The sequence below is a fragment of the Roseomonas sp. USHLN139 genome (genome assembly GCF_037145735.1).
Classification (GTDB): Bacteria; Pseudomonadota; Alphaproteobacteria; order Acetobacterales; family Acetobacteraceae; genus Pseudoroseomonas.
Map to the genome: position 1 here is coordinate 83,548 of NZ_JBBCWY010000008.1, position 15,009 is coordinate 98,556.

The following is a 15,009-nucleotide window of genomic DNA, read 5'->3' on the forward strand; positions in this document are numbered from 1 at the left end:
TCTCCAGGTGGCGCCGGCTCAGTACATGTTCAACGCCAGCCGGGCGTCCTCGCTCATCCGCGACGGGTCCCAGGGCGGATCCCAGACGATCTCGACGGCGACATCGGTGACGCCGGGCAGCAGGCGGATCGCCTCCTCCACCTGGCTCGGCAGTTCCTGCGCCGAGGGGCAGGAGGGCGTGGTCAGCGTCATCTCGACCTTGACCACCCCGTCATCGCCGAGCTCCAGCGCGTAGATCAGGCCGAGCTCGTAGATGTTCACCGGGATCTCGGGATCGTAGACGGTGGCGACCGCGCCGATCACCGCATCCTCGGTCAGTGGCGGCGGCGTCGCGCCCTCGGGCGTCCAGGTGCCATGCGCCGGCGGGACCGCGGGTGCGGCGACATCGGGCACCGGCACGGTCGCGCGCGGCAGGTTCTCGGCTTCACTCACTGCTCGCCTCCTTGCCGGCATTGTCCAGCGCGGTGTTCAGCGTGTGCCAGGCCAGCGTCGCGCATTTCACCCGGCTGGGAAATTCGGAGACGCCGCCCAGCACCTGCAGCCGCTCCATCTCCTCCTCGAGGCTGGCGCCGCAATCGGGGCAGCTGCCCGTCATCGCCAGCTCGCGGAACTTTTCGCCCAGCTCGCGCGCTTCCATCTGGGTCTTGCCGCGCACGGTCTCGGTCATCAGGCTGGCGCTGGCCATGGAGATGGCGCAGCCCTTGCCCTGGAAGGCGACGTCGCCCAGCCGGCCCTCGGGGTCCAGCTTGACCCAGAGCTCCATGCGGTCGCCGCACATCGGGTTGTCGCCGCGGCCATGCCGGTCGGCATCGTCGAGGCGGCGGAAGTTCCGCGGCTTGCGGCCGTGGTCCAGGATCACTTCCTGGTAGAGATCGCGCAGATCGTCGAACATCAGCGAAAGAACTCCCGCGCCTTGCCAAGCGCCTCCGCCAGGAAATCCACCTCCGCCTCGGTCGTGTAGAGGCCGAAGGAGGCCCGGCAGGTGCTCTCCACCCCAAATCGGGCGTGCAGCGGCTCGGCGCAATGGCGGCCCGAGCGGACCGCGATGCCGACGCGGTCCAGCAATGTCGCCAGGTCATGCGCATGGGCATTGTCGAGGGCGAAGGCGAAGACGCCGCCGCGATCCTGCGCCCGGCCGAGCAGGGTGATGCCGTCCAGCGTCGAGAAACGCGCCATGGCATGGTCGACCAGCCGCCGCTCATGCGCCTCGATCGCCGCCATGCCGATCGCCTCGACATAGTCGATGGCGGCATGCAGGCCGATGGCCTCGACGATCGGCGGCGTGCCGGCCTCGAAGCGCGCCGGGACGGGGGCCGGCAGGAAGCCGTCCAGCGTCACCTCGGCGATCATGTCGCCGCCGCCCAGGAAGGGCGGCATCTTCTCCAGCAGTTCCAGCCGGCCCCAGAGCACGCCGATCCCGGTCGGGCCATAGAGCTTGTGACCGGTGAAGACGTAGAAATCGCAGTCCAGCGCCTGCATGTCGACGGCGCGGTGCACCGCGGCCTGGCTGCCGTCGAGCAGCAGCTTCGCCCCCGCCTCATGCGCCATGCGGGCGATCTGCGCCGCCGGCGTCACCGTGCCCAGCACATTGGACATGTGGGTGACGGCGACCAGCCCGACCTTGCCATCGGCGAGCTTGGCGGCGAGGTCGTCGAGGTCGAGCTCGCCGGCATCGGTCACGCGGCAGATGCGCAGCTCGATGCCCGCGCGGTCGCGCAGCATGAACCAGGGCACGAGGTTCGCATGGTGCTCCATCTCGGAGACCACCACCGCCTGGCCCCGCTGCAGCAGGCTGCCATAGCTGTGCGCGACCAGGTTGATCGCCGCCGTCGAGGACGACGCGAAGATGATTTCCCGCTCCGACGCCGCCTTCAGGAACTTCGCCACCGCGCCGCGGGCCGCCTCATAGGCGGCCGTGGCGCTTTCCGACAGAAAGTAGGCGCCGCGATGGACATTGGCGTAGCCGGTCTCCTGCATCCGGCTCATCGCCTCGATCACCGCGCGCGGCTTCTGGGCGGAGGCGCCGGAATCGAGGAAGACCAGGTCCTTGCCGCGGATCTTCTGCGACAGGATCGGGAAGTCCGCGCGGATGCGGGCGAGGTCGAAGACCCCTGCCCGCTCGCCGGTGACCGCCGCCCCGTCCATCACGCCAGCCGCTCCCAGGAGCCGGCCACCACCTCGGCCAGGGCGGCGCGGGCGGTCTCGTCGGCGACGCCCTCGACGGCTTCCAGCAGGAAGGCCTCGATCAGCATGGAGCGGGCGATGCCTTCCGGAATGCCGCGGGCGCGCAGGTAGAAGAGCTGGCTCTCATCCAGCTCGCCCACCGTCGCGCCATGGCTGCACTTCACATCGTCGGCGTAGATCTCCAGCTGCGGCTTGCTGTCGATCTCGGCCTGGTCGGACAGCAGCAGCGCCTGGTTCATCTGGTAGCCATCGGTGCGCTGGGCGACCTGATGGACGTGGATCTTGCCCTGGAAGACGCCGCGCGACTTGCCGGCCAGCACCGTCTTCACCGTCTGGCGGCTCGGGCAATCCGGCGCCGCATGGTCGAGGAAGGTGGTGCAATCGCCATGCTGCCCGTCGCCCAGCAGCTGGGCGCCGTTCAGATGCGCGGAGGCCTTGGGCCCGGCCAGCACCACATGCGCCTCCGAGCGCGACAGCCGGGCGCCGGCATGCAGCAGGAAGCTGTCATAGGTGCCCTCGGCCTCGACGCGGGCGAAGGTGGTCGCCAGGTGCAGACCGGCGCGGCCTTCCTGCTGCAGCCGGGCATGCGTCACGTGCGCGCCCTCGCCCACCAGGAATTCCCAGACCGGGCTGTGCAGGTAGCGGCCCTCGCCGGCGACCGGATCCTGCTCAGGGCTCCAGGCGCGCTCGATCAGCACCAGCCTGGCGCCGGCGGCCAGCCGCACCAGATGGCGCGGATGGGCCGCGACCGGCCGGCCGCCGGTGGTGACCGAGAGGATTTCCACCACCCCGCCATCGACGCCGGGGCCGAGATCGATCAGCGCCCCGTCCTCGAACAGCGCGGTGTTCAGCGCGACCAGGGGAAGATCATCGAGGCGGGCGATGCTGCCGAGCAGCCCCTCGGCCTGCGGCAGGTGCCGGGCCAGGCTGCGCGCCGGCGAGCCCTCGTCCGACAGATCCTCGCGGAAGCGGCCGTCGACGAAGACCAGCCGCTTCGGCGCGGCGCTGCGCGGCAGCAGCAGGGCGCCGTCGACGGGCGTCAGCGGCTCGCCGAAGCCGGCCTGGGTCAGCGGCGCGAGGTCGGTGTACTTCCAGGCCTCGACCTTGCGGGTCGGGAAGCCCTGGGCCCGGAAGACCTCGGCGGCCTGGGCGCGGAGCGCCGCCAGCCAGGGCAGGCCCTGGCCGGGCAGCCGCTCGCGCAGCCCCTCGAAACGGTGCAGGAAGCCCTGGGCGCCTGCTTCGGTCAGCGCATTCATGCCGCCTGCACCGAGCCGTAGCCCGAGGCCTCCAGCTGATGCGCCAGCTCCGGCCCGCCGGTCTGCACGATGCGGCCGCCCATCAGGACGTGGACCTTGTCGGGCACGATATAGTCGAGCAGCCGCTGGTAGTGGGTGATCACCAGCGAGGAGAAGGCCGGGCCGCGCATGGCGTTGACGCCGTCGGCCACGATCTTCAGCGCATCGATGTCGAGGCCACTATCGGTCTCGTCCAGGATGGCCAGGCTCGGGTTGAGGAGCGCCATCTGCAGCACCTCGTTGCGCTTCTTCTCGCCGCCGGAGAAGCCGACATTGACGCCGCGCTTGAGCATGTCCTCCGGCATCGACAGCGCCTTCATGCGGAGGCGCGCCGCCTTGAGGAACTGCATGGCGTCGAGCTCCGACTCGCCCTTGGAGCGGCGGATGGCGTTCAGCGCGGTGCGCAGGAAATTGGCGTTGCCGACGCCCGGCAGCTCGACCGGATACTGGAAGGCCAGGAACAGGCCGGTGGCGGCGCGCTCCTCCGGCTCCATCGCCAGCAGGTCCTGGCCGTGGAAGGTCACGCTGCCGCCGGTGATCTCATAGCCCTCGCGGCCGGCGAGCACATAGGACAGCGTCGACTTGCCCGAGCCGTTCGGGCCCATGATGGCGTGGATCTCGCCGGCCGGCACCTCGAGGTCGATCCCCTTCAGGATCTCCTTGCCCTCGACCTCGGCCCGCAGCCCTTCAATCTTCAGCATCTCTTTTTCCAACCCGTCCTCGAGGGGGCGCTGGCAGGCGCCGCCATTCGTCTCGTCTGTGTCCGCGGCGCAGGGGGCGCCGAAATCCTGTGGCCTTAGCCGACCGAGCCTTCGAGGCTGATCTGCAGCAGCTTCTGGGCCTCGACGGCGAATTCCATCGGCAGCTCCTTCAGCACCTCGCGGCAGAAGCCGTTGACGATCAGCCCGACCGCATCCTCTTCCGACAGCCCGCGCTGGCGGCAGTAGAACAGCTGGTCCTCGGCGATGCGGCTGGTCGTCGCCTCATGCTCGACCTTGGCGGTCATGCAGCGGTTCTCGATGTAGGGCACGGTATGCGCCCCGCACTGGTCGCCAATGAGCAGAGAGTCGCACTGGGTGAAGTTGCGGGCGCCGGTCGCCTTCGGGCTGATCTTGACCAGGCCGCGATAGGTGTTCTGGCCCTGCCCGGCGCTGATCCCCTTGGAGATGATCGTCGAGCGCGTGCGCGGCCCGATATGGAACATCTTGGTTCCGGTATCGGCCTGCTGCCAGTTGTTGGTGATGGCCACGCTGTAGAATTCGCCGACCGAATCCTCGCCCAGCAGCAGGCAGGAGGGATACTTCCAGGTGATCGCCGAGCCGGTCTCGACCTGGGTCCAGCTGATCTTCGACCGCGCGCCGCGGCAGGCGCCGCGCTTGGTGACGAAGTTGTAGATGCCGCCCTTGCCGTTCTCGTCGCCCGGATACCAGTTCTGCACCGTGCTGTACTTGATCGAGGCATCGTCCAGCGCCACCAGCTCGACCACCGCGGCATGCAGCTGGTTCTCGTCGCGCATCGGCGCCGTGCAGCCCTCCAGGTAGGAGACGCTGGCGCGCTCATCGGCGATGATCAGCGTGCGCTCGAACTGGCCGGTGCTCTTCGCATTGATCCGGAAATACGTCGACAATTCCATCGGGCACTTAACGCCCTTGGGAATGTAGACGAAGCTGCCATCGGTGAAGACGGCCGAGTTCAGCGCGGCGAAGAAATTGTCGCCCTGCGGCACCACGGAGCCGAGATACTGCCGCACCAGCTCCGGATGCTCGCGCACCGCCTCGGAGATGGCACAGAAGATAATGCCTTCCTTGGCCAGCCGGTCCTTGTAGGAGGTGGCGACCGAGACGCTGTCGAACACCGCATCCACCGCGATCGGCATCCGCCCGCCCTCGGCCGGGGTATCGCCCGCGCCTTCGACGCCGGCCAGGATCGCCTGTTCCTTCAGCGGGATGCCGAGCTTCTCATAGGTGCGCAGCAGCTCGGGATCGACCTCGTCGAGCGACTTCGGCCCGGCCTTCTTCACCGGCGCGGCGTAGTAGAAGGCGTCCTGGTAGTCGATCGGCGGATACTTCACCGCCGGCCAGCGCGGCTCCTCCATGGTCTTCCACAGCGCGAAGGCCTTCAGCCGCCATTCGAGCAGCCAGGCCGGCTCTTCCTTCTTCGCGCTGATGAAGCGGACGATGTCCTCGTTCAGCCCTTTCGGGGCGAACTCCATGTCGATCTCGGTCTCGAAGCCATACTTGTAGGCTCCCTGGGTGACCGACTGGACGGCGTCGATGGTTTCGGTGACGGCAGGCATGGCAGGGGATCCTACTCGGCAGCAGGCTGAAGCGCCGGCTTGGCGCGGGTGGGGTTCGTCGTGGTGGCGTTCGTCGCCGGGCGCGGGGCGGCGTGCCCGGCGCAGCTGGCGCTGCGCGGCCCGGCCAGGTCGGCCAGGCTGATGGCGGAAAGGGCAGCGCGGATCGCCTGGTTCACCGGGTCCCAGCGGCCGCGCACGGGGCAGAGCGTCTCCGCCTCGCAGCCGCCGGTGGCGCCGTCGACGCAGGCGGTCAGCGCGATCGGGCCGTCGATGGCCACGATCACCTCGGAGAGCGGGATGCCGGCCAGCGGCCGCGCCAGGCGGTAGCCGCCACGGGCGCCGCGCAGGCCTTCGACCAGCCCGGCATGGCCCAGCGCCTTCAGCACCTTGGCCACCGTCGGCTCGGCGATGCCGCTGCTGGCGGCGAGCCCGGGCGCGGTCTGCACACCCCCCTCGGCCTCCAGCCGCGCCAGCACGACGACGGCGTAATCGGTCAGTTTCGACAGCCGCAACACGCGGACCTCTCTTCAATTCGGACCTGTGTTGTCCGCTTTCGCGGCAGATGCTCTCGCGCCCCCGGCTTGTCAAGAACGTGCCATCTTTCCGCGCGACGCGGCCGGTGCAACCCTGCGCCGCATGGCCCTCTCCACGCTCCGCCCCCCTGCCCGAGTCCATCCCCGCGATGCCGCCACCCTGATCCTGTGGCGCCGCCGGACCGACGGCACGGTCGAGATCCTGACCGGGCAGCGCCATGCCGGGCTGCGCTTCATGCCCAACCGGCTGGTCTTCCCCGGCGGCCGCGTCGATTTCGAGGACCGCGCCGCCCCGGCCGCGACCGAGCTGCGCCCCGAGACCCGCGCCTTCCTGGAGCGCCGGGCGCCGCCGCGCCTGGCCCGGGCGCTCGCCATCGCCGCGGCGCGGGAGCTGGAGGAGGAGACCGGGCTCACCCTCGGCGGGCGGCTGCCGCGGCTGGACGTGCTGGACTATCTCTGCCGCGCGGTGACGCCGGCCACCAACCCGATCCGCTTCAACGCCCGCTTCCTGATCGCCCCGGCCGAGGCGGCGGAAGGGAGCATCACCGGCTCCGGCGAGCTCGAGCAGCTGGAATACCGCGACCTGGAGATGCTGCGCTCGCTGCCGGTCGCGCCGATCACCGGCAAGGTGCTCGCCGAATTCCACGCCTGGCTGGAGATGTCGCCGGACCAACGCGAGCAGCGGGAGCTCATCTGGTTCGCCGGGCGCGACAACCGGCGCACCGAGAAAAAGCAAGAAAGCCCCAATTAAAAAGAAAGCCCGGGGGAATGAATTCCCCCGGACCCCCTTCTCTTTCTGTCAGTTAAAACAGAAAAACTCAGAGCGCGGCGAGGATCGCCTCGCCGCCCGACACCTCGAAAGCGCCCGGGGCCTCGACGGCCACATGCACGACCTTGCCGTCCTTCGCCACCAGGGCGAAACGCTGGCAACGGACGCCCAGGCCGCGCGCGGTCAGGTCCAGCTCCAGGCCCAGCGACCTGGTCAGCGCGGCCGAGCCATCGGCCAGCATCACCACCCGGTCCTCGACGCCCTGGTCCTTGGCCCAGGCCTGCATCACGAAGGGGTCGTTGACCGACATGCAGGCAACGGTGTCGACACCCTTGGCCTTCAGCGCGTCGATATTGGTCAGGTAGCTCGGCATGTGCTTGGCCGAGCAGGTCGGCGTGAAGGCGCCGGGAACGCCGAACAGCACGACGGTCTTGCCGCCGAACAGGGCCTCGGTCGCCAGCTCGCGCGGGCCCTCGGCGGTCGCCTGGGTCAGCTTCTGGGCGGGAATCGTCTCGCCGGCCTGGATGGTCATGGGGGCGTTCTCCGGTTGGGGCTCCCGCTTTCCGACGCGCTGCACGCCCTGTCAACCGCGGCGCTTGCGCGCCCCGCGCACCGCCGCCATCTTGCAGACATCATGGCACGCCGCGCACGCGAGGACGAATTTCCGGAAGCCTTCCGCCAGCCCCCGAAAGGCGAGTTGCGCGGCGGATTCCAGGCCGGCTACCTCGGCGGGCAGCTGCTCGTCGCCATGCCCGGGCTGCAGGACCCGCGCTTCGCCCGCTCGGTGATCTGCCTCTGCGCCCATTCCGCCGACGGCGCCATGGGCATCGTGCTGAACAAGCCGCTCGACAACCTCTCCTTCGAGGAGCTGCTGAAGCAGCTCGAGGTCGGCCCGGCCCCGCCGCAGCGGCAGATCCGCCTGATGGCCGGCGGCCCGGTCGAGGGCGGCCGCGGCTTCGTGCTGCACACCACCGACTGGTCCAGCGAGGGCAGCCTGCAGGTCACCGGCGAGCTGGCGCTGACCGCCAGCGTCGACATCCTGAAGGCGATCGCCGGCGGCGGCGGCCCGCGCCTCGGCCTGCTGGCGCTGGGCTATGCCGGCTGGGGCCCCGGCCAGCTGGAGGACGAGATCCACCGCAATTCCTGGCTGAACGTGCCGGCCGACGAGAGCCTGCTGTTCAACGAGCCGCCCGACGACAAATGGCGCCGGGCCCTGGCCAAGCTGCGCGTCGACCCGCTGCTGCTCTCCGGCGTCGCCGGCCACGCCTGAGCCCATGCCGGCCGATCCCGCCGCCACCAGCGCGAGCCTCGCCGCGGCGCATTCCCTGTCGCGCTGGACCAGCCTGGCCCTGCCGCATTTCAGGACCGGCCAGCCGGAAGCCCAGCCGGACACCACGCCGGCGCACGGCGCCGGTCCGCTGGCCGATGCCTGCCGCCTGCTGAGCTTCCCCGCCGGCGACCCGCCCGCCGACGCGGCCGAGGCGGCGCTGCGCGACCGCCTGCTGCAGGCCTATGACAAGCCGGCTTGGCTGGCCGATTTCGACCGCTTCACCACCGGCTTCCTGGCCGGCGAGCGGCAGCTCGACTTCTATTCGCCGCTCGACGACCGGCGGCTGCCGCTGCGCGCGGCGCTGACCAAGCACCGCATGCAGTTCCTCTTCCTGGGCGAGGACCGCGCCCGGGTGCTGGTGCTGCTCGGCCCCTTCCCCTACGGCCTCTATCACCCGGCCGAGGGCCTCTTCCTCAACCTGCACACGCATCGCGAGATCTGCCGCAACGTGGTGCATGCCTGCCTGGTCGAGATGCTGGGCCAGCCGGAGCGCTTCCACGCCTGGCTGCAGCAGGGCGCCGACCCGGCCCGCCGCGCCCTGGTGATCGGCGACATGCGGCCGCTGCACTACTACCTGCAGAGCCTCGGCGCGCTGGAGGCGCTGGAGGCCCCGGTCGCCGCCTTCGCCGCCGCCGGCCACCCGGTGCTGACCGTCGCCGACTGGTGCTTCATCGATCCGGCCAAGATCTTCCCGGCGCTGCGCACGGCGAAAGGCAAGCGGCTGGAATCCCGGCATCTGGTCGGCCATCAGCTGCGCCACGGCCTGTCGACCTTCCGCCTCTACCGCGACACCCGCCACAGTTCGCTCGACTGGGCCGACCGGCTGAAGCTGCTGGCGGCGCCCGGCACGGCGGAGGGCGATGCGGCCGAGCTGCGCGTGCTGGTCTCGCTCGACCTGGAGAAGGCGCTGTTCCTCAACCAGGAAGCGGTGCTGCGGGCGGGCCTCGCCCGGCTGCAGGCGATCGCCGCCGCCACCGGCCGCGTGCTGCACCTGCAATGGGATGGCTGGACCCGGGCCGGCGAGGCGCTCTGCGAGCGCGGCCAGCGCGTCGTCGCCGAGGCCGAGGCGCTCTCCGCCCGGCTGCTGGCCACCCTGCCGGAGGACACCCGCAGCACCCGCCTCTTCGGCCTGACGGTGGAAGAAAAGATCCCGCTGGCGCTGGGCGCCGACCTGGCGCTGCTGCGGCATGGCACCGCGGCTATGCTGCCCACCAGCATGCTGGGCATCCGCACCCTGGCCTATCACACGCCGACGATGATGCGGACCCCGGCCACCGCCCGGCGCGGCACGCATTTCGTGCTGCCGGACGAGGCGGTCAGCTTCGAGCACGACCCGAAGCTCCAGGATTTCGTACAGCCCTTCACGGTCGAGCCAGAGGCCTTCTGCGCGGCGATCGAGTCGGTGCTCGGCCGCTCGGCCACGCCGCCGCGCGCCGGCAAGGCGCATTGGCCAAGACGCAAGCCGGCCTGAGCCGCGAAGTCCGGTGAGCGACGCCTGAAGGGGGGAAGGTGGAGCGGGCGATGGGAATTGAACCCACGACATTCAGCTTGGGAAGCTGACGTTCTACCTCTGAACTACGCCCGCGTTGCCACCCTCCTTAGCCCACCCTTGTAAGGGTCGCAAGCGGGGCGTAAGGTCCGCTCGCCCCGGCGACGGGGTGCTCGCGATTTGTCCGGCCAGCTTGCGGCGAGCCTAAACAACCGCGCTAAACGGCCGTGGCGGAAGCGCGCGCCTGCCTGCTTTCCGCCCGACCGGGCCGGGTGGTTTCTGACCCGAGAGTCCCGCCGATGGCCAAGCCCGCAACCGACCGCCCGCTGCGCCCCGCCACCCAGCTTGTCCGCGGCGGCCAGATGCGCAGCAATTTCGACGAGACCTCGGAGGCGCTCTACCTCACCTCGGGCTTCGTCTATGACAGCGCCCAGCAGGCCGAGCAGACCTTCACCGGCGAGGTCAGCCACTTCCAGTATTCCCGCTTCGGCAACCCGACCGTGCAGATGCTCGAGGCGCGGCTGGCCGCCCTCGAAGGCGCCGAGGACTGCCGCGCGACGCCGACCGGCATGGCGGCCGTGCATGGCGCCCTGCTGTCGCACCTGAAGACCGGCGACCGGGTGGTTGCGGCCCGCGCCCTGTTCGGCTCCTGCCACTGGATCATCTCCACCCTGCTGCCGCGCTACGGCATCGAGACCGAATTCGTCGACGGCGCCGATCTGGAGGCCTGGAAGGCCGCCTTCCGCCGCCCCTGCCAGCTGGTGCTGCTGGAGACGCCCTCCAACCCGATGCTCGAGCTGGTCGACCTGAAGGCGGTCTGCGACCTGGCGCACGAGGCCGGCGCCATCGTCGTGGTCGACAATGTCTTCGCCACGCCGCTGCTGCAGAAGCCGATGAAGTCCGGCGCCGATGTCGTGGTCTATTCGGCCACCAAGCATTTTGACGGCCAGGGCCGGGTGCTGGGCGGCGCCGTGCTGGGCTCGAAGAAGTGGGTGGAGGAGGTGCTGCAGCCCTTCCTGCGCAACACCGGCGCCTCGATCTCGCCGTTCAACGCCTGGGTCATCCTGAAGGGGCTGGAGACGCTGCACCTGCGCGTCCAGGCGATGTGCCGCAGCGCCAATGCCATCGCCCAGATGCTGGAGGAGCGCGCCGAGGTCGCCCGCGTCTGCTACCCCTATCTGCCGAGCCATCCGCAATACGCGCTCGCCAAGCAGCAGATGTCGGCCGGCGGCACCCTGGTCAGCTTCGAGCTGAAGGGCGGCAAGGAGGCGGCCTTCCGCTTCATGGACGCGCTGCGGGTGATCGACATCTCGAACAACCTGGGTGACTCGAAGAGCATGATCACCCACCCCGCCACCACCACGCATATGCGCGTGCCGGCGGAGGAGCGCGCGCGCCTCGGCATCGGCGAGGGCGCGGTGCGGCTCTCGGTCGGGCTCGAGGATGTCGAGGATCTGGTCGACGACCTCGCCGCCGCCCTCGACGCGGTGGCCGGCAATCCGGCGCCGAAGAAGAAGCCGCTGGCCCGCATGGTGGCCGAGGAGACCGCCGCCCCCGCCAAGCCGGCGGCCAGGGCGAAGGCCGCGCCGGCGAAGGAAGCGCCGCTGAAGGCAGCGCCGCCGAAGCCTGTCGCGGCGAAGCCCGCGCCGAAGAAGCCGGCCGCCGCCGCGAAGGCCACTGCGAAGCCCAAGGCGAAGCCGTCCCGGCCGGCCGAGCCCGACCTCTTCGCCGCGCCCGCCGCCGGCAAGGCGCCGGGCAGCCGGAAGCGCTGAACCGCCGGCTGAGGCAGCCGGCCTCTCGACGGCCCGGCGGCGGCGGCGCAAACTCTCCGGCCCGCGCGGGCGGTCCGCCCGCCGGGGGACGGAGGAAAACAGCGCATGCCGCTCGAGACCTGGATCGCCTTTCTCGCCGCGGCCGCGGTGGTGCTCGCCATCCCCGGCCCGACCATCCTGCTGGTGATCGGCCAGTCGCTGGGCGGCGGCCGCCGCGCCGCGCTGCCGCTGGTGGCCGGCGTCGCCGCCGGCGACCTGACCGCCATGACCCTGTCGCTGGCCGGGCTCGGCGCGCTGCTGGCGACCTCGGCGGCGCTGTTCACCGTGCTGAAATGGGCCGGCGCCGCCTATCTCGTCTGGCTCGGCGTCAAGCTGTGGCGCGCCCCGGTCGAGGGCGCCAGCGTGCCGCTCGGTGCCCGCCAGGCCTGGCGCCAGGCCTTCCTGGTCACCGCGCTGAACCCGAAGTCGATCGCCTTCTTCGTCGCCTTCGTGCCGCAGTTCATCGACCCCGCCCTGCCCTTCCTGCCGCAGGCGGCGGTGCTGGTGGCCAGCTTCGTGACCCTCGCGGCGCTGAACGCGCTGCTCTATGCCCTGGCCGCCGGCCGGCTCTCGGGCGCCGTGCAGCGGCCCTCGGTGCGCCGCATCCTGAACCGCACCGGCGGCGGCATGCTGGTCGGCGCCGGCCTCGCCACCGCGGCCATGCGCCGGGCGGGCTGACGCCGATGAGCCATCCGCCCGTCTTCACCGCCACCACGCGCGACATCCGCGTCTCGGTGCGCGCCTTCTTCCTCGAGGACCAGTCCAACCCGGAGCAGTCGCATTTCGTCTGGGCCTACCGGGTGACCATCGAGAATCTCGGCAGCCTGACGGTGCAGCTGCTGAAGCGCAGCTGGCAGATCACCGACGCGCATGGCCGGATGCAGCAGGTGCACGGCCCCGGCGTGGTCGGCGAGCAGCCGGTGCTGGAGCCGGGCGAGAGCTTCGAATACACCTCCGGCACGCCGCTCTCGACGCCCTCCGGCTTCATGCGCGGCGCCTATCACATGGTGGAGCGCGACAGCGGCGAGCCCTTCGACATCGCCATCCCCGCCTTCAGCCTGGACAGCCCGCACCAGGCCGGCGCGGTGCATTAGCACCGGCTTCTGCAAATCTGCCGATACAGGGCTGCAGCTTTGCCCATTGATGAAACCGGGGGATGCGCCATGTCATGCGGCGCGTGCCCGCCCCGGAACCAATCGGAACACTGCCCGTGAACCTGCCCTTGCCGACCGCCGCCAAGCTGGCCAAGCCTGACCTCACCGCCGAGCGCCCGTCGCGCGCCGAGGCGGAAGCGGCGGTGCGCACCCTGCTGCTCTGGGCCGGCGACGATCCGGAACGCGAGGGGCTGCTCGACACCCCGGCCCGCGTCGCCCGCGCCTACGAGGAATTCTTCTCCGGCTACAAGGAGGATCCCGTCGCCCTGCTCGCCCGCTCCTTCGAGGAGACGGACGGCTATGACGAGATGGTCGTGCTGCGCGACATCCGGCTGGAGAGCCATTGCGAGCACCACATGGTGCCAATCATCGGCCGCGTGCATGTTGCCTACCTGCCGCAGGAGCGCGTCGTCGGCATCAGCAAGCTGGCCCGCGTGGTCGAGGCCTATGCCCGCCGCCTGCAGATCCAGGAGAAGCTGACGGCGCAGATCGCCAATTGCATCCAGGAGACGCTGCAGCCGCGCGGCGTCGCCGTGGTGATCGAGGCGGCGCACCAGTGCATGACCACCCGCGGCGTGCACAAGCCGGGCGTCACCATGATGACCAGCCGGATGCTGGGCGAATTCCGCGAGGATGCCGGGCTGCGCCGCGAATTCCTGGCGCTGGTGAAGAACGGGGCACCGGCCCCGGAGGCCTGAGGCGAGGGGCGCTGCCCCTCGACCCCGCCGGGGTGACGGTGTCACCCCGGACCCCGCCCTGCAGGGGCGCCCGTTAGCGCGGCGGGCGCAGCCCGGCCGCCAGCGTCGCCCAGCGCTGCCGCGGCGCCGGAGTCTCCAGCGACTGGCAGAACAGCGTCGTCCGCCCCGGCGGCGTCTCCAGCACATAGAGCGACATCGGCATCGCACCCTCGGTGGTGGCGCTGCCGCCCACCGCCTCGCCCAGCGCGAACCGCCGGGCCGGGGCGCCATTGCCCTGCGGCAGGCGACGCCCGAGCTCTGTCCGCCAAGCCTCGGTATCGACCGTCGCGCGCAGCGCCTCGGCCGAGGGGCGGGCGCCGCGGCGCGCGGCATAGACCACCCGGCAGGCCGCGCGACCCTCGAAGGCGATGTTGATCTGCACGTCGCCGGACATCGGCTCCACCACCTCGCCGGTGAAGCCCGGCGGCAGCGCCACGGCCAGGCCGGTGCCGGCATGGCGCACCAGGCGCTCTGGCGCCGGCGGGGCGGGGACGGGCCGGGGATCGGCGGCGGCGGCCGCGCTGACCCCGCCCAGGGCGCCCAGAAAACCGAGAACAATCCTGCTGCGCATGCCGGCTCCTCCGTCGGCGCTGGCTAGCATGCGGCCGCTCCTTCCCCGGCATCGCAAACCCGCGATGCCGGAGGGAGAGGCGCCGGTCAGGTGCCGGGGCGGACCAGGCTCTCCTGCTGCACCGGGCCGGGCAGCGGGGCGGCGGGGGCGCCGCTCATGATCCAGTCGCGCAGGTTGCGGCGCAGCTGGAACTCGAACTCGACATTCAGGTCGTCCAGCGCCTGGCGCACGATGGTGTCGGCGGCGCGCGCCCGGCTGGCCGGCCCCTCGTCGATCACCGTGGCGTTGCGGCGCACCTCGGCCTCGGCGAAGCCGACGCGGCGGCCGTCATTGCCCAGCACCTCGACGCGGATGCGGATGGCGACGGTCAGCCGCTCGGTGGCCTGGCTGAACAGCCCGCCGGCGCTGGCCCGCTCGCGGATCAGCGTTGCGCTGTCGACCAGGAAGCGGGCGCGGCCGCTGGTGCCGACCGGGACCAGGCGCTCGCGCCCCATCCGCGCCGCCAGCTCCGCCGGCAGCAGCGGCGCCGGCGGGTCAGCGCGCATCGGCCCCGGCTCGACCACCTCGATGTCCAGCACGTTGAGCTGCAGCGGCGTCAGGTGGCGATAGCCCGGCGGCGGCTGCAGCGCCGGCTGGGCATCGCCACCGGCGCAGGCGGCCAGCAGCGGCAGCAGCGCCATCCCGGCCAGCAGCCCGCGCCGCCGCGTCAGCGCCGGGGGAGCCCCGGCTTCGCCATCGCCGATCAGCTTGGTCATACCCGAAACTCCCCCGTCGCGGGTGGTGCGGCCTCGCCCACCCCTGGCTGCAGATTGTCCCTGCTGCTCCTATCGGCCGGGACGT

General features: G+C 71.0%; 16 protein-coding genes, 1 tRNA gene, 1 pseudogene and 1 riboswitch. Of the genes and pseudogenes, 7 read left to right on the top strand and 11 right to left on the bottom strand.

Translation table 11 applies throughout. The annotated features are described in order from the left end of the window. Window positions 1–18 precede the first annotated feature (18 nt). From WFI16_RS20185 to WFI16_RS20215, 7 genes are all read right to left on the bottom strand, one after another. Window positions 19–453 (bottom strand): SUF system Fe-S cluster assembly protein, encoded by a 435-nt coding sequence (locus WFI16_RS20185; protein WP_442970714.1) that lies wholly within the window; start codon window positions 451–453, stop codon window positions 19–21. After that, the gene (gene sufU / locus WFI16_RS20190) at window positions 425–892 is read right to left on the bottom strand and encodes a Fe-S cluster assembly sulfur transfer protein SufU (protein WP_419899658.1); all 468 of its coding nucleotides are present in this window, start codon (window positions 890–892) and stop codon (window positions 425–427) included. Before sufU ends, WFI16_RS20185 begins: the two co-directional genes overlap by 29 nt. After that, window positions 892–2,145 carry an aminotransferase class V-fold PLP-dependent enzyme gene (locus WFI16_RS20195; protein WP_419899659.1) on the bottom strand — a complete coding sequence of 418 codons (1,254 nt, stop codon included), beginning with the start codon at window positions 2,143–2,145 and terminating at the stop codon, window positions 892–894. The genes sufU and WFI16_RS20195 overlap by 1 nt, the downstream gene beginning before the upstream one ends. After that, a complete protein-coding gene (sufD, locus tag WFI16_RS20200; protein WP_419899660.1) occupies window positions 2,145–3,440 on the bottom strand; it encodes a Fe-S cluster assembly protein SufD in 1,296 nt (431 codons plus the stop codon). The genes WFI16_RS20195 and sufD overlap by 1 nt, the downstream gene beginning before the upstream one ends. After that, the gene (sufC, locus tag WFI16_RS20205) at window positions 3,437–4,180 is read right to left on the bottom strand and encodes a Fe-S cluster assembly ATPase SufC (protein WP_419899661.1); all 744 of its coding nucleotides are present in this window, start codon (window positions 4,178–4,180) and stop codon (window positions 3,437–3,439) included. Before sufC ends, sufD begins: the two co-directional genes overlap by 4 nt. A gap of 95 nt (window positions 4,181–4,275) precedes the next feature. Then, entirely contained in the window at window positions 4,276–5,775 is a 1,500-nt protein-coding gene (gene sufB, locus WFI16_RS20210) for a Fe-S cluster assembly protein SufB (protein WP_419899662.1), read from the bottom strand. Between the two features lie 11 nt (window positions 5,776–5,786). Then, window positions 5,787–6,290, bottom strand: coding sequence for an SUF system Fe-S cluster assembly regulator (locus tag WFI16_RS20215; protein WP_419899663.1), 504 nt, complete (start codon window positions 6,288–6,290; stop codon window positions 5,787–5,789). Window positions 6,291–6,411: 121 nt separating this feature from the next. Between WFI16_RS20215 and WFI16_RS20220 the strand changes: the two genes are divergently transcribed. Next, window positions 6,412–7,059, top strand: a complete 648-nt coding sequence (locus WFI16_RS20220) for an NUDIX domain-containing protein (RefSeq protein ID WP_419899664.1) — start codon at window positions 6,412–6,414, stop codon at window positions 7,057–7,059. 67 nt (window positions 7,060–7,126) lie between these two features. On the opposite strand, the gene WFI16_RS20225 is transcribed toward WFI16_RS20220, so the two are convergent. After that, entirely contained in the window at window positions 7,127–7,609 is a 483-nt protein-coding gene (locus WFI16_RS20225) for a peroxiredoxin (RefSeq protein WP_419899665.1), read from the bottom strand. Window positions 7,610–7,711: 102 nt separating this feature from the next. On the opposite strand from WFI16_RS20225, the gene WFI16_RS20230 reads away from it, so the two are divergent. Together WFI16_RS20230 and WFI16_RS20235 are read left to right on the top strand one after the other, a co-directional pair. Further along, window positions 7,712–8,347, top strand: coding sequence for a YqgE/AlgH family protein (locus tag WFI16_RS20230; protein WP_419899666.1), 636 nt, complete (start codon window positions 7,712–7,714; stop codon window positions 8,345–8,347). 4 nt (window positions 8,348–8,351) lie between these two features. Next, window positions 8,352–9,878 carry a hypothetical protein gene (locus WFI16_RS20235; protein ID WP_419899667.1) on the top strand — a complete coding sequence of 509 codons (1,527 nt, stop codon included), beginning with the start codon at window positions 8,352–8,354 and terminating at the stop codon, window positions 9,876–9,878. Window positions 9,879–9,917: 39 nt separating this feature from the next. Here the strand turns inward: WFI16_RS20235 and WFI16_RS20240 are convergent. Continuing rightward, a tRNA-Gly gene (locus WFI16_RS20240) sits at window positions 9,918–9,992 on the bottom strand. A gap of 66 nt (window positions 9,993–10,058) precedes the next feature. Continuing rightward, window positions 10,059–10,137, top strand: a riboswitch (SAM riboswitch). 58 nt (window positions 10,138–10,195) lie between these two features. Here WFI16_RS20240 and metZ point away from each other — a divergent pair. The 4 genes and pseudogenes from metZ to folE form a co-directional block, all read left to right on the top strand. Continuing rightward, window positions 10,196–11,386 (top strand): annotated as a pseudogene (gene metZ, locus WFI16_RS20245) (O-succinylhomoserine sulfhydrylase); the annotation flags it as partial. 387 nt (window positions 11,387–11,773) lie between these two features. Further along, window positions 11,774–12,385, top strand: coding sequence for a LysE family translocator (locus WFI16_RS20250; protein ID WP_419899668.1), 612 nt, complete (start codon window positions 11,774–11,776; stop codon window positions 12,383–12,385). 5 nt (window positions 12,386–12,390) lie between these two features. Further along, entirely contained in the window at window positions 12,391–12,801 is a 411-nt protein-coding gene (gene apaG, locus WFI16_RS20255; RefSeq protein WP_419899669.1) for a Co2+/Mg2+ efflux protein ApaG, read from the top strand. A 74-nt stretch (window positions 12,802–12,875) separates the two neighbouring features. Further along, entirely contained in the window at window positions 12,876–13,559 is a 684-nt protein-coding gene (folE, locus tag WFI16_RS20260; RefSeq protein ID WP_442970715.1) for a GTP cyclohydrolase I FolE, read from the top strand. Between the two features lie 73 nt (window positions 13,560–13,632). On the opposite strand, the gene WFI16_RS20265 is transcribed toward folE, so the two are convergent. Together WFI16_RS20265 and WFI16_RS20270 are read right to left on the bottom strand one after the other, a co-directional pair. Next, window positions 13,633–14,169 (bottom strand): hypothetical protein, encoded by a 537-nt coding sequence (locus WFI16_RS20265; protein ID WP_419899671.1) that lies wholly within the window; start codon window positions 14,167–14,169, stop codon window positions 13,633–13,635. 86 nt (window positions 14,170–14,255) lie between these two features. Next, window positions 14,256–14,924, bottom strand: coding sequence for a hypothetical protein (locus WFI16_RS20270; protein ID WP_419899672.1), 669 nt, complete (start codon window positions 14,922–14,924; stop codon window positions 14,256–14,258). Window positions 14,925–15,009 lie beyond the last annotated feature (85 nt).